Below are 13,404 nucleotides of genomic sequence, written 5' to 3'. Positions count from 1 at the left end.
CTCTAGATATTTCTTGTAAAAGTCATCGTAGTATTTTAGCTTACAAATAATAGCTTTTCTAAAATAAAACGCATTACGCTGTCTAAACCTTCTCCAGTTTTGCAATTGGTATAGGCGATCGCTTTTCCTTGACGATAAAGCGGGGCTTCTCGACGAATTAATTCTAAATCTGCTCCAACATAAGGTGCAATGTCAATCTTATTGATTACAGCTAAATCTGACTGGACAAAACCAGGGCCATTTTTGCGAGGAATATCATCTCCTGCCCCAACATCAAGCACAAAAATATAAGCATCTACCAAGTCGTAACTAAAGGTCGATGCTAAATTATCGCCACCACTTTCGATCGCGATTAGATCTAGTTGCGGGTAAAGTATTTCTAGATCCTGAATTGCCAGTAAGTTCATACTAGGATCTTCGCGAATTGCCGTATGGGGACAGCTTCCCGTCTCGACGCCAATAATTCTTTCTGGAGGTAAGATTCCTTTATTCTTGAGGCGATCGGCATCTTCTGTTGTCAATAGATCGTTGGTGACGATCGCAACTTCCAATCCCTCTTTAATTAGCAAAGGAACCAGACATTCTAGTAACGCCGTCTTGCCACTGCCTACAGGGCCACCAATACCCAATCTCGCTGCTGATTTTTTCATCAAATTTGAACAGATTAAGTTCCCAATTTTTTTCTATTATTTCCCGAAAGTAGGGCTTTAAGCTAGGACTTTCCCCATTTACCCAACACCCAACACCTAACACCTAACACCTAAAACCTCATAAAAGATCTGGTCGGCGATCGCGTGTTCTTTGTAATTGTTGTTGTTGTCGCCATTTGGCAATTAATTGATGATTTCCCGATCGCAAAACAGCAGGCACTTCCCAATCGCGGAATTTAGCAGGTCTTGTATATTGAGGATAATCCAATAAATTAGTTTCAAAACTTTCTTTTTTCAGAGACTCTACTTTGCCAACAGTGCCTGGTAATAATCGCACCACCCCATTAATCAAGGTTAAAGCAGGAATTTCGCCACAGGTCAAAACAAAATCGCCCAAGGATATTTCCTTGGTCACTAAATGGCTGCGGATGCGCTCATCTACGCCTTCGTAATGTCCACAAATGATCACTAATTGATCATAATTAACCGCAAAGTCTTGTAGCAATGATTGCTTGAGAGGTTCACCTTGGGGTGTCACTAGAATCACTTCTCGCCGAGGCGCGATCGCCAAAGATTCTACCGCAGCAAAAATTGGCTCGGGTTTAAGTAACATCCCCACACCACCACCATAGGGTTCATCATCAACTCGGTGATGTTTATCTATCGTAAAATCGCGAGGATTAACTAAATTTACAGTGGCAATTTGATTAGTTAAAGCTCTGCCAAGTAAACTTGATTGAAGAGGAGAAGTAAAAAAATCTGGAAACAGAGTAACAATATCAAAATGCATGCTTTTTAAATTTAACTTAGTCTAATATCTTCGCAAATCATTAAGGGATTTGTAACGGTGTCATTACGATTATCCTGCAAAACCAGTTTGTTTTTAACTACCATAATATCTGGATGGGTATAAACGTTATATCGAGGAATCTGGAGGCGTAAATCAGTCATAAAAACCCTATGGTCCTTGCCCCGTAAAACTAATTTGAGGAAAGTGTAAAAATTACCTGAGATCAGATTATGATTGGGAGTTCCTCTTATTCTCATCATAAATAAATTATTGCCATCTGCCATCTGCCATCTGCCCCCTGCCCTCTGCCTTCCCATGTTTGACAAAGATAAGCCAATTTGGGAAGATTAAAAGCTAAACAAAACCTTAAAACAACCACACTAAGCATCTATAATATCCCGATGATAGTAAGCCAAGCTATGCTCAAGATTGACAACCAGATTGAAGCCACTGCCCCTCCACAAGCAACTAAAACAGCGATTCTTGTAATTGGTGGAGCAGAAGACAAAGTACATGGAAAAGAAATTCTCCAAACATTTTGTGACCGTTCTGGTGGCCCTGAGGCCAAGATTGGAATTATTCCCTCAGCATCTCGCGAGCCAGCTATTATCGGTGAACGTTATTTCCAGATTTTTCAGTCTATGGGAGTAAAAGATATTCAAGTTTTAGATGTGCGCGATCGCGATCGCGGTAGTGACAGCAGATATCTAGAATTTGTCGAAGAATGCACTGGTATTTTCATGACTGGTGGAGATCAACTAAGGCTCTGTGGCTTGTTGGCAGAAACTCCTCTGATGAATCTCATTATCGAGCGAGTGAAAAAGAAAGAAATTGCTTTGGCCGGAACTAGTGCTGGCGCTGCGGTTATGGGTTCACAAATGATTTCTGGTGGTGGCAGTGGAGAATGCCCCAATCGTGCCTTGGTGGATATGGCAATTGGTTTTGGTATCATTCCCGAAGTTTTAGTCGATCAGCATTTTCACAATCGGAATCGCCTGGCAAGGCTTTTGAGTGCGATTTCTGCCCATCCCAATTTATTGGGTGTGGGGATAGATGAGGATACTTGCGCCATGTTCGAAAGTGACGGCACTATTAGGGTTTTAGGTTGTGGGACAGTTACTATTGTTGATGCAACTCAGGTGTCTGGCAATAATCGTGACCAAGTTCAAGGGACAGAACCCATTGGCATGCATAATATTAGATTGCACTTATTGCATTACGGCGATCGCTACGATTTACTAAACAATCAGCCAATCAGTTAGCAGTTAGTAGTTAGCAGTTAAAAGTTGACCATAACAATTGCAAAATGTTCTTGGTGAACAGTTTCCTCTATCCAAGCAACGAGAGACTGATATATTAAACATTGCCTTTTTGCTCCTGTTATAACCTGTAAAAATCAAGATAAGATGAAAATACTCAAAACCCAAACATTAAGAGGGCCCAATTACTGGAGTATTAAACGGAATAAACTCATTGTAATGAGACTAGATCTCGAAGAGTTAACAGAAGTAACTTCCAATGAAATTCCTGGCTTTTATGATGGCTTAATTAAGACGCTACCAAGTTTGATTGAGCATTATTGTTCTCCTGGGCATCGAGGTGGCTTTCTCGAAAGAGTTCAGGAAGGAACCCTCATGGGACATATTGTTGAGCATGTCGCCCTGGAATTACAGGAACTAGCAGGAATGTTGGTTGGTTTTGGCCGCACTAGAGAAACCGCAGAAGTCGGGGTGTTTAATGTCGTCTATGAATATATAGAAGAACAAGCCGGTCGTTACGCAGGTCGCGCAGCGGTGAGGCTTTGCAACTCCATTGTCGAGACTGGCAGCTATTCCCCTGATGAGTTGGCGCAAGATATCAGCGATCTCAAAGAGTTACGTGCTAGTACTGCTTTGGGCCCTTCTACCGAGACTATTATCAAAGAAGTCGAAACCCGTAAAATTCCTTGGATGTGGCTCAGTACCCGTGCGATGTTGCAACTAGGCTATGGGGTCAGACAAAAACGTATCCAGGCAACTTTAACAGGTAATACTAGCATCTTAGGCGTGGAATTGGCCTGTGATAAAGAAGGCACAAAAACTATCCTAGGCGATTCTGGTATTCCCGTTCCCCAAGGCGAAGTAATTCAGTATTTGGATGAATTAGAAGAGGCGATCGCTAGGTTGGGAGGTTATCCCATTGTAATTAAGCCTCTAGATGGTAATCACGGGCGAGGCATCACGATAGATATCAATAGCTGGTCAGAGGCAGAGGCCGCCTACGATTTGGCAAGTGATGCTTCCAAAACTCGTTCTGTAATTGTCGAACATTATTATCTGGGCAACGATCACCGCATATTAGTCGTGAATGGCAAGGTGATTGCGGTGGCAGAAAGAATTCCGGCTCATGTCGTTGGTGATGGGGCGACCACGATCGCCGAATTGATTAAGATCACCAATAATGATCCCAGAAGAGGCGATGGTCACGATAATATTCTGACAAAAATTATTGTTGATCAAACTTCTCTGGGGGTTTTAGAAAAGCAGGGTTATCAATTAACAACTGTGTTGCCCAAAGGTGATATTGCCTATTTAAGGGCAACAGCGAATCTGAGTACAGGCGGTATCGCCATAGATCGCACCGATGAGATTCATCCCGAAAATGTTTGGATCGCCCAACGAGTTGCCAAGATAATTGGTTTGGATATTGCAGGCATTGATGTGGTCACTCCCGATATTAGTAAACCCCTAAGAGAAGCTAATGGGGTGGTCGTCGAAGTTAATGCCGCACCAGGTTTTCGGATGCATGCGGCCCCCAGCCAGGGATTACCCCGTAATGTTGGCGCGTCGGTTCTCGATATGCTCTTTCCTCCCAACACGCCTTCTCGCATCCCAATTGTTGCGATCACAGGGACCAATGGTAAAACAACCACCACTCGCCTGACGGCGCATATTTATCGCCAAACAGGAAAAACAGTTGGGTTCACCAGCACAGATGGGGTTTACATCGGGGACTATTTAGCTGAGAAAGGAGATAATACCGGGCCCTATAGTGCCAGCATGATTCTTAAAGATCCTACAGTCGAAGTCGCAATTTTAGAATCTGCTAGAGGTGGGATTCTGCGATCGGGCTTAGCCTTTGATTCTTGTGATATTGGAGTGGTGCTCAATGTCGCGGCCGACCATTTGGGGCTAGGTGATATTAATACCATTGAGCAAATGGCCAAGGTCAAAGGGGTTATCGCAGAAACGGTCAAAGCTGATGGCTATGCGGTTTTGAATGCTGATGATCCTTTGGTTGCGGCAATGGCGGAGAAGCTTAATTGTAAAATTGCCTATTTTTCCATGAATCCTGATAATCCGATTATTGTCGAACATACTCGGCGCAAGGGATTAGCTGCGGTATATGAAAATGGTTATATTTCCATTTTAGAGGGTGATTGGACTATCAGAGTAGAAAAAGCTGTCAACTGTCCAGTAACCATGGCAGGCATGGCAGACTTTATGATTGCTAATGCCTTAGCTGCTTGTTTGGCTAGTTTTGCCCAGGGAGTTGATATTGAGACTATTCGGAGGGGAGTTAGAACCTTTAATCCCTCGGCTCAACAAACTCCTGGGAGAATGAATCTCTTTGATGTGGGTGATTATAAAGTTTTACTAGATTATGCCCATAATCCTCACGGTTACAGAGCTGTTGGTAGTTTTGTCCAGAATTGGCAAGGACGGAGAATCGGCATTATCGGCGGTCCTGGCGATCGCAGAAATGAAGATTTAATCTTACTCGGAGAAATCGCGGCTCAAGTATTTGATCAAATCATTATTAAAGAAGATTATGATAAACGCGATCGCGAGCCTGGGGAAGTAGCCGATCTAATTTCTAAAGGGGTTCTTCAGGAAAATCCCAATCTCTCCTATGAAACTATTCTTGATGAAGCTGAAGCGATGCAAACAGCATTTAAAAATGCCGAAACGGGAAATTTAGTGGTAATTTTCCCTGAGTCTGTTGCCAGCGCGATCGCGATAATTGAGAAAGAAATGAATCATGGGACAATGAGCAATAATTAAAACTCGAATCTGTAAACATGTGGTTTTTATCCAAGGAATAACTCGAATTTTATATCGGCTCCGCCAGAAAATTCCCTATAGCTTCTGTTCGGTCTTGTTTTTGTTGGGGTTAGCTTTGAGCTTGCTTCTAAATTCGGCTACGGCTCAGGCCCCCTCATCAGCGGCAGTTCAGAGTTTAACAGGTTCTCTTGATGCTGGGGAAACTGACGTTTATACAATTGCCGATCTGCAACCAGGAGAAACTTTTTATGCCTACATAAAGGGCGTATCAGGCAATTTAGACCCCATAATTGCACTCTCAAACCAGCGTTCAGACTGGTCAAATCTCAGAACTGATTTTAGGAAGCAAAAAGAGCAAGCAGTTGCCAAGGGTCAAGATCCCCTGGAGATGTTTTCTAATTTTGCCAATGCTACTTTTTTGACTTGGGATGATGATAGCGGCGAAGGCTATGATGCAGCCTTTGAGTTCCAAGTTCGGGAAGTTGGGGACTATCAACTAATAGTTTCCAGCTCAGTTTACACAAGAACATTTGGTGAATACAATTTACTGCTAGGGATTGACCAACCCGAAGTTCTTACAGGAGAAGCCGAATCCACAGACGCGCAAATTGCTAGTCTAGAAACAATTCTTGCTGACCCCAATCTTTCGGTAGAAACCGTTTCGGGTTCTTTGAGTGCCGACAACCCCTCAAGGACTTTGAGCCTCAAAGATTTCAAAGCTGGTGATAATCTATATGTTTGGGTTGAAGCCATATCTGGAGATCTCAAACCGATTATTGAGCTGCGAGATTATGGTAATAAATTATTGAGAAGGGACAACTCTTTAGGAGAACAAACTCAAGCAAAGTTTGAATACGAATTTCAGGATCGGCAAAATTCCGATTTCCAATTAAAAATTCTCAGTAACCCAGAAAATAAACCTCCCACAAATGGAGAGTATCGTCTGCTAATTGGGATTAATCGACCTGAAGTTTTAACGGGTGAGGCCGAACCAATTGGCCCCCCAATTTTGCAACAACCGACTCCTGTGCAGATCGGGCTCAAGCTACAACAAATTACAGGTATCAATCAAAAAGAAGAGAATTTTGGTATTGTTGCTAGTCTTCGTATGGAATATGAAGATTCTAATTTGGCCTTTAGTCCCGATACCTGTCAATGTCGTTTTAAGCAATTTAGAAGTGATAATTTTGCTCGTTTTGTAACCGAACAAGGCTTAACACTTCCTACATTTACGATTTTTAATCAGCAAGGTAAGCGTTTTTCCCAAAACACTCTGGCGGTCGTCTTGTCCGATGGAAGAGTGTTTTATTTCGAGCGATTTACCACAACATTACAAGCTCCAGATTTCGATTTCAGACAGTATCCTCTCGATAAACAAGACTTTTACATTCATATCGACTCAATTTTACCCGAGAGATTTTATATTTACGAAGAATTGGAAGGGTTTAGTGAAGTCGGTCAACAACTTGGGGAGGAAGAGTGGGTTGTTACTAGTTCTGGGGTTACAATATCTCGCCAAAATCTTAACACAGGGGATTTTAGTAGCCGCTTTTCCTTTCATTTTCAGGCGAAACGGCATCTCAACTACTATGTTCTGCGTTTGTTTATCCCTATTTTTGTGATTATTATTGTCTCTTGGCTGCCTTTTTTCCTCCGAGATTATGGCAAACGAGTTGACATTGCCAGTGGAAACTTATTGCTTTTTATTGCCTTCAACTTCACCTTATCTGACGAATTACCTCGTCTCGGCTATGTCACATTTCTCGACGAAATTTTAATTGCGATGTTTCTCATCAGCGGGGTAATTGTACTGCTTAATGTATATTTAAGACGTTTGGAGATTTCTGGCGAAGCAGAAAAGGCCGAGGAACTTGACCAGTTTACTATCTGGGGCTATCCAGTGCTGTATTTAATAGTTTTTGCTCTAGTTTTAATCATCTCCTAGGCGTAGGCGGAATAAACGTACTTATTACTAATTACTTCCGCCCAGCATCACTAGTGCCTTGTTTGAAAAGATTATTACTACTCTTCCTCCTCGGGGAAATCTACCCCCACAATTTGTTTGAGAGGATTGAAAATAATCATTAAGCTGCGGTTCTCTCGCTCAAACTCAAGATTGACAAGCACCAGATCGGAACCAGAACTTTCCACTCTTTTTGACTCGGAACGACCTTTAAACGAACCGGCTTCTGCTAAAACCTCTTGCCATCCTTGTTCTAAATCTTCAGGTAAAAAGTTCTCTTTTAGCTTGGGAGCAAAGAGGCTTCTGGCTGTCGCATAATTGCCATCTGCTAAAGCATCAACAAAATTCTCAGCATTTTCTTGAATATTGCCAATCCAAAGAAAATCTACGGAAGTAATTTGTCGCTCACTGTCTAAGGTGACGGCAAAATCAGTGATGATACTTTCAAATCTAGCACTTACCAGAACAGTGTAGTCATCGAAAACAGTCGTGGGGCGAATCTTCTTATATTCGACAAAAGCACCCATGTTGTCCAGGATTTTTTGCCATTGCTGTTCAATCTGGGCAGCAGTTGTATATTCCTTGATGCTGGGGCTAAGATATCCTCTAGCCTGCTCAAACTCTCCAGCAATTAGAGCATCAAACATTCCGATGGTGGCTTCTCCAGCCTTAGCTAACTTATCCTCTTTGGTTTCTTGTGCCTGGGCGATCTGTGCGATCGCTTTGGTTGAGGGAGAATTTACCGTGGCCCCACTGAAGATACTGGCGAATAATACTATACATAAAGATAAATTAGATAATGTCGTTATTTTATATTTCATATTAGAATTAATAAGATCAAGAGCTGATATACAATTTAAACCTTAAGTCGCTTAACGTCTACAGGAAAAATCATTTTCGGATTTGCGATTTACCTAGTGCTGCTACAGGGAAGTCAAAAGCCCCTGACGGGGTGAAGGCAGAGGGCAGAGGGCAGAAGGAAAAAATACCCCGAAATAAAGGCTAGAAACTAATGATAGCAAGACTTTTAGTCAATTTTGTTGATTTTTTAGTTTCTGAAAAGTCAACAAAAATCCCCCAATGGAAGTGGCCGTGATATCGTTCACTATCTTAGTCATTCATTTAGTTTGGGAAGAATGTTCAAGTCTATAGCAACATCATTAGCAAAATAACTCCAATTGCCCCGGCAACGCCACCACTAACTAGTAACCTTTTCTTGGACTGATCCTTCGACTCACTAAATTGGCTTTCTGATTGATCTTGATTGGGCTGTTCGGTAATAATTGGCTTGATTTGGGTGGCTGTAGCCGTTGCTGCTATTGTTGCCGACTGGTATCCTGGCGTAGATTGAGGATTAGTTGTTTCTACCTTTACAGTCTTCGATGCAGTTTGACTAGAAGCTTTTGAATTGTCGAGTTCGATTTTTATTTTCTCTTTCTTTTGGGGATGAAACCAATCCAAAGTTTTTTCTAAATGACTTTTAGAGGTCGCTAAGACGTTTGCTGCTGGAGAAGTTTTAGACTTTCTAAATCTTACGTCCTTATGCTCTGAGGAGGTATCAGGGGTTTTGCTCGCTATTTGCTGACGAGCTCTTTCCGCGCCTTCTTGCATCAAATCATGGAAATAAGTATAGGCATTTTTCCAAGCTTGTTCCAATTCAGAATTCCATTCATTTCCCAAAAATTGTTTAAATGTTGCGAGGAAAGCTTTTTTTACTAAAGGATAATGCTTGGGCAATAATCCATGGGTAAACAATCTTGCACCCAATCCCTGAAGAGTATTATTTAAAAGATTAGGATGCCGAATATTTTCCATAATCAAGACTAAAGTATCCCAAATTCGATTTTTTTGAATTTGGGACTCAACTCCCATAAATAAAGATTTGATTTCTGGATTAGTTTGAAATAGGTTTTCGTGAAAGCTACTAACAAACAGCTTGCCATAGGGTCTAATACAATTGAAACTTTGCTCTAATAATCCTATTTGTAAAGACATTTTATGCTCCTAATATTTCGACTGCATTGACCTCTCGTACATCAATCAAAATATCATTAAAATACTTCACAAGAGGTTATGACAGCAGAAAGTATGTAATATTACTTCGTTTTTAATTGAAACATTTATTGTTCCACTCGAAGTTTAAGAATTAAGAACATAGGCCCTATTAGATCTCCCCAAAATTGTAATGTTTTTGTACTGGACTATTAATTTTCCAAGTACAAGACATGCCACTAGGAAAAGTAACTAAATCTCCTTTCCCCATAGTGACAGGCTCCCCTCTCTCAGGAGTTACAATTACATCTCCTGCTAAAAAATAACAAGTTTCTGCCTCATCATAAGTCCAAGGAAACTCCGATACTTCCTTGGTCCAAATAGACCATTGAAAAACGCCCAACTCATCTAGAGTTGCTTGGCTTGGTTGATGTTGAATTGTGATATTCTTTGTGCAGGAAGCCATATGAAAAATGATAAATAGTTTTCCAGTAAGTATATAACAGATGTGATTTGCCGTGAAACATGAAAGGTGTTTAATTTATTCAAGACTATCTCGATGATGAGGTTCCAGAAGATAATTCAAATCTCCCCCTAAAGGAATAATTCCTCCTGGGTTAAGGGGAAATAAATTACCGTAATAATCTTTTTTGACCTGTTCGAGATCGCAAGTATCAGCAACGCCAGGTAATTGATAAATATCACGCAGGTAACCTGCTAAATTTTTGTAATCTTGAATGCGACTACGATTACATTTAAATAATCCGTAATAGGCGATATCAAATCTAAATAAAGTGGTAAACAACCTGATATCGGCTAGGGTCAATTGTTGGCCACATAGATAACGATTTGTTTCTAAGACAGCATCAATCTCATCTAAAACAGTAAATAATTCATGACAAGCTGACTCATAAGCAGTTTGGGTTTGGGCAAAACCACAACGATAGACCCCATTATTTATTGCAGGATAAATTTTGCGATTCCAGTCATTTATCTGCTCTTGTAAAGCTTCGGAATAGAGATCTAGGCTGGGGTTAGTAGCGAACTCATTAAACTGTGCATTGAGAATTTCGATAATTTCGGCACTTTCATTATTCACAATAGTTTTAGTTTCATCGTCCCAGAGGATTGGAACGGTGGATCTGCCTTGATATCCGGGTTGGGCTAGTTTATATAATTCGGGAACCGTATTGCAGCCATATTCTGTTTCTTGGAGTAGCCAAATTCCTGAGTCGGTTGAAGGGTAAACTATCGATGTTGCGATCGCATTTTCTAATCCTTTCAAGGCTCTAACCACCAAAGTACGATGTGCCCAAGGACAACTCATCCCGACATATAACCGGTAACGCTTTTGGGCAACAGGATAAGGACTATTTTCTGTTGTAGAAACGCTAACGCTATTTCTAAATTGACTTTCTGGGCGCACATAGGAGCCAGCTTTATCACTAGGAGCAAGTTGCGACATCATAATTTGCCACATTGTTGTCCAGGTAAACTTTCCTAGCTTGACTATATATTTAGAAGGGAGAGACATTAGGTAATTGAAAATTGAAAATTAAGAATTTATAACAGTTAATTGTTAACTGATAATTGATAGATTTGTCTTCTAGAGAAGGAGGTTTGTTCGGCTAGATAGCGACAGGCTTGCGATCGCGTCATGCCTTGCTCTAGAAGTTGTGTCAATTCTGCTTTGATCTGCTCCTCTGACAATATCAGATTCGATTCTACTTGGGAACCTGCGATTACTAGAGTGTATTCTCCTTTTGGTTGAACTTTTTCTGTATACAGTGCGATCGCTCCTTGAAGATCACCGCGCCAAAACTCTTCATGGATTTTAGTTAATTCTCGACCCAAAACAAGCGATCGCTCCTGCCCTAAAACTTTGGCCAAATCCTTTAAGCTCGTCAACAACCGATGGGGAGCTTCATATAATACGATGGTTCGGACTTCATTTTGTAATCCTTGTAAACGTTCTTTTCTGAGTTTCCCTTGAGTTGGCAAAAAACCCTCAAACACAAATCGCTCTGTAGCCAACCCAGAACTTACCAAAGCCGTGATACTAGCACTAACTCCAGGAATGGGGATGATCAAAATGCCAGCTGCGATCGCAGAAGCAATCAACTCCGCTCCAGGATCGCTAATCCCCGGCATTCCCGCATCACTAACCAAGGCAATATTAGTTCCTTGTTCTAGCTTGGAGACCAACTCCTGACCTCGCAAACGACTATTATGTTCGTGATAACTGATTTGCGGGGTTTTGACTTCGAAATGTTTTAATAATTTTCCCGTATGACGAGTATCTTCTGCTGCGATTAAATCAACCTCCTTGAGGACTCTAATTCCTCTCAAAGTCATGTCTTCAAGATTTCCGATGGGAGTCGCTACTATATATAATTTTCCCAAAGTCAAAAAGGTTTCCATTATTGCTAAGTGAAGGTTAAACTGAGGCGATGGTGAACTCCAGTCGCATTTTTTTATAAGATAAAATGCTTATTTTTATCTTTTATTTGCCTGATATCCAGTTTTCTTATAATCTCTATTCGCTTGTAATACCTAGCTTTTTTCATGTCTAGTCAGCTAATAAAAGACTTAGCATCTTTTAAAGAAGAAAAATTTACAGGTGTTGTCACTATAACATCCTTAAGAAATCGCCAATGGAAAGTTTATTTTTACCTTGGGATGTTGTTATGGGTAGAAGGTGGCTCTCATACATTTCGCTTTTGGCAAAGACATTTTCAGGCTATTTGTTCTGAGGCGACGATGAAATATTTTGATCAAAATAATATTTATTCTCAATATTCCTGTGACTACCATTTTATTGAAATTCTCTTAAAAAATCAGTTAGCTCGTAGAGAATCGATTACAAGTTTAATAGAGCAGAGAGTTAGAGAGAGTTTTTTTGACATTTTACAAGAGAAATATGTGCAGCAAGAACATCGAGCATCACTAAAAATTTCTAGTCAGAACATCTCCGCTCATGTGCTATTAAAATCTGGTTTCCATCTTTCACTATCTTCTCTAGAGACTCTGGATGTCTTGTCTACAGCGGAAAAAGATTGGGGAATTTGGCTGGGTAAGGGACTCGCTTCCTGTTCTCCAAATAGAGCGCCTGTACTTAAAGATTATGAGGAATTAAAAGCCCAAGTGCCCTCGATTATTTTTCAAAATATGGTGAGATTGCTTGATGGGGAACATACCCTGCGGGATTTGGCCATCAAAATGAACAAAAGCGTTTTTGAGGTTACCTGCGGTCTCATACCCTATTTTTTTAAAGGTTATATCAAACTAGTAGAAATCCCAGATTTGCCAGGGCTGTTGATTCCAACTTGAGACGAAGGCAGAGGGCAGAGGGCAGAGGGCAGAAGGCAGAGGTCCGAAGGGATTGACGGTTTGTCTTTTGACTATTAAAACTGCCTTTTGCAATAATCCCTAACTGTCATCATTATATTTAGGGATAGCCCATCGATGAATAAACCCTTGTTAATTACTTTATCTACTGTTTGTTCGATTCTGGTTTTCGGTAATTCCATTGGCGCTAATGAGGATAAAAACAAAGACCATCATCAACATAATCATCAGGAGTTTTCTCTAGACGAATCTACTGATATGCATCATCATGGGATAGTGGTGATAGATGAAGGTCAACCAGTTCCCAATGTGGATTTAGTTGTTTATGAAGATACAGTCAAAGGCTGGAATTTGGAAATAAAACTGGAGAACTTTCAATTAACGCCTCAAGACGTTAACAGTGAAAACAAATTGAATCAAGGTCATGCCCATCTGTTTGTCAATGGAAACAAAGTTACTCGTCTTTACGGGAACTGGTACTATCTAGATAACTTACCCACTGGCTCTAACGAAGTCAAAGTTAGTCTAAATGCCAATAGTCATGAATCATTGATGCATCAGGGGAAAATGATTGAAGATGTGGAAATTATTGAAGTTAAGTAATGGGTAATGGGGGAT

At 40.8% G+C, this 13,404-nt stretch carries 13 protein-coding genes; 5 read left to right on the top strand and 8 right to left on the bottom strand.

Features of this window, described 5'->3' with window-relative positions; translation table 11 throughout:
• Window positions 1-35: 35 nt before the first annotated feature.
• From ureG to XEN7305_RS21510, 3 genes are all read right to left on the bottom strand, one after another.
• Window positions 36-650: an urease accessory protein UreG gene (gene ureG, locus XEN7305_RS21520; RefSeq protein WP_006511634.1), complete on the bottom strand. Its 615-nt coding sequence runs from the start codon at window positions 648-650 to the stop codon at window positions 36-38.
• A gap of 118 nt (window positions 651-768) precedes the next feature.
• Window positions 769-1,440 carry a tRNA (guanosine(37)-N1)-methyltransferase TrmD gene (trmD, locus tag XEN7305_RS21515; protein WP_006511633.1) on the bottom strand — a complete coding sequence of 224 codons (672 nt, stop codon included), beginning with the start codon at window positions 1,438-1,440 and terminating at the stop codon, window positions 769-771.
• 11 nt (window positions 1,441-1,451) lie between these two features.
• The gene (locus tag XEN7305_RS21510) at window positions 1,452-1,757 is read right to left on the bottom strand and encodes a Uma2 family endonuclease (protein ID WP_006511632.1); all 306 of its coding nucleotides are present in this window, start codon (window positions 1,755-1,757) and stop codon (window positions 1,452-1,454) included.
• A gap of 84 nt (window positions 1,758-1,841) precedes the next feature.
• Between XEN7305_RS21510 and XEN7305_RS21505 the strand changes: the two genes are divergently transcribed.
• From XEN7305_RS21505 to XEN7305_RS28285, 3 genes are all read left to right on the top strand, one after another.
• On the top strand, window positions 1,842-2,702 hold the full coding sequence (locus tag XEN7305_RS21505) for a cyanophycinase (protein ID WP_006511631.1): 861 nt from the start codon (window positions 1,842-1,844) through the stop codon (window positions 2,700-2,702).
• Window positions 2,703-2,846: 144 nt separating this feature from the next.
• Entirely contained in the window at window positions 2,847-5,483 is a 2,637-nt protein-coding gene (gene cphA, locus XEN7305_RS21500) for a cyanophycin synthetase (protein ID WP_006511630.1), read from the top strand.
• Between the two features lie 19 nt (window positions 5,484-5,502).
• Window positions 5,503-7,428, top strand: coding sequence for a Neurotransmitter-gated ion-channel ligand binding domain protein (locus XEN7305_RS28285; RefSeq protein ID WP_006511629.1), 1,926 nt, complete (start codon window positions 5,503-5,505; stop codon window positions 7,426-7,428).
• 77 nt (window positions 7,429-7,505) lie between these two features.
• On the opposite strand, the gene XEN7305_RS21490 is transcribed toward XEN7305_RS28285, so the two are convergent.
• From XEN7305_RS21490 to rsmI, 5 genes are all read right to left on the bottom strand, one after another.
• Window positions 7,506-8,267, bottom strand: coding sequence for a DUF3887 domain-containing protein (locus XEN7305_RS21490; protein WP_006511628.1), 762 nt, complete (start codon window positions 8,265-8,267; stop codon window positions 7,506-7,508).
• Between the two features lie 325 nt (window positions 8,268-8,592).
• Window positions 8,593-9,441, bottom strand: a complete 849-nt coding sequence (locus tag XEN7305_RS27000; protein WP_006511627.1) for a globin family protein — start codon at window positions 9,439-9,441, stop codon at window positions 8,593-8,595.
• Window positions 9,442-9,610: 169 nt separating this feature from the next.
• Entirely contained in the window at window positions 9,611-9,904 is a 294-nt protein-coding gene (locus XEN7305_RS21480) for a cupin domain-containing protein (protein WP_006511626.1), read from the bottom strand.
• Window positions 9,905-9,979: 75 nt separating this feature from the next.
• On the bottom strand, window positions 9,980-10,972 hold the full coding sequence (locus tag XEN7305_RS21475; RefSeq protein WP_006511625.1) for a glutathione S-transferase family protein: 993 nt from the start codon (window positions 10,970-10,972) through the stop codon (window positions 9,980-9,982).
• A gap of 38 nt (window positions 10,973-11,010) precedes the next feature.
• Window positions 11,011-11,859, bottom strand: a complete 849-nt coding sequence (gene rsmI / locus XEN7305_RS21470) for a 16S rRNA (cytidine(1402)-2'-O)-methyltransferase (protein ID WP_006511624.1) — start codon at window positions 11,857-11,859, stop codon at window positions 11,011-11,013.
• 144 nt (window positions 11,860-12,003) lie between these two features.
• Here rsmI and XEN7305_RS21465 point away from each other — a divergent pair, with 144 nt between their 5' ends.
• A complete protein-coding gene (locus XEN7305_RS21465; RefSeq protein ID WP_006511623.1) occupies window positions 12,004-12,768 on the top strand; it encodes a hypothetical protein in 765 nt (254 codons plus the stop codon).
• Between the two features lie 135 nt (window positions 12,769-12,903).
• Window positions 12,904-13,389 carry a hypothetical protein gene (locus XEN7305_RS21460; RefSeq protein ID WP_006511622.1) on the top strand — a complete coding sequence of 162 codons (486 nt, stop codon included), beginning with the start codon at window positions 12,904-12,906 and terminating at the stop codon, window positions 13,387-13,389.
• The last annotated feature ends 15 nt before the right edge of the window (window positions 13,390-13,404 follow it).

This window comes from Xenococcus sp. PCC 7305 (assembly GCF_000332055.1).
Taxonomy (GTDB): Bacteria; Cyanobacteriota; Cyanobacteriia; order Cyanobacteriales; family Xenococcaceae; genus Xenococcus.
Note: the sequence above shows the minus strand (reverse complement) of the source record. Positions and strands in the feature narration are given on the sequence as shown.

Excerpts from the sequence above, each read along its gene's own strand:
- XEN7305_RS21490 (WP_006511628.1), bottom strand. The coding sequence starts at position 8,267 with ATGAAATATAAAATAACGACATTATCTAATTTATCTTTATGTATAGTA.
- XEN7305_RS21475 (WP_006511625.1), bottom strand. The coding sequence starts at position 10,972 with ATGTCTCTCCCTTCTAAATATATAGTCAAGCTAGGAAAGTTTACCTGG.
- XEN7305_RS21480 (WP_006511626.1), bottom strand. The coding sequence starts at position 9,904 with ATGGCTTCCTGCACAAAGAATATCACAATTCAACATCAACCAAGCCAA.
- ureG (WP_006511634.1), bottom strand. The coding sequence starts at position 650 with ATGAAAAAATCAGCAGCGAGATTGGGTATTGGTGGCCCTGTAGGCAGT.
- XEN7305_RS21505 (WP_006511631.1), top strand. The coding sequence starts at position 1,842 with ATGATAGTAAGCCAAGCTATGCTCAAGATTGACAACCAGATTGAAGCC.
- XEN7305_RS21510 (WP_006511632.1), bottom strand. The coding sequence starts at position 1,757 with ATGGGAAGGCAGAGGGCAGGGGGCAGATGGCAGATGGCAGATGGCAAT.
- cphA (WP_006511630.1), top strand. The coding sequence starts at position 2,847 with ATGAAAATACTCAAAACCCAAACATTAAGAGGGCCCAATTACTGGAGT.
- trmD (WP_006511633.1), bottom strand. The coding sequence starts at position 1,440 with ATGCATTTTGATATTGTTACTCTGTTTCCAGATTTTTTTACTTCTCCT.
- XEN7305_RS21460 (WP_006511622.1), top strand. The coding sequence starts at position 12,904 with ATGAATAAACCCTTGTTAATTACTTTATCTACTGTTTGTTCGATTCTG.
- XEN7305_RS27000 (WP_006511627.1), bottom strand. The coding sequence starts at position 9,441 with ATGTCTTTACAAATAGGATTATTAGAGCAAAGTTTCAATTGTATTAGA.
- rsmI (WP_006511624.1), bottom strand. The coding sequence starts at position 11,859 with ATGGAAACCTTTTTGACTTTGGGAAAATTATATATAGTAGCGACTCCC.
- XEN7305_RS21465 (WP_006511623.1), top strand. The coding sequence starts at position 12,004 with ATGTCTAGTCAGCTAATAAAAGACTTAGCATCTTTTAAAGAAGAAAAA.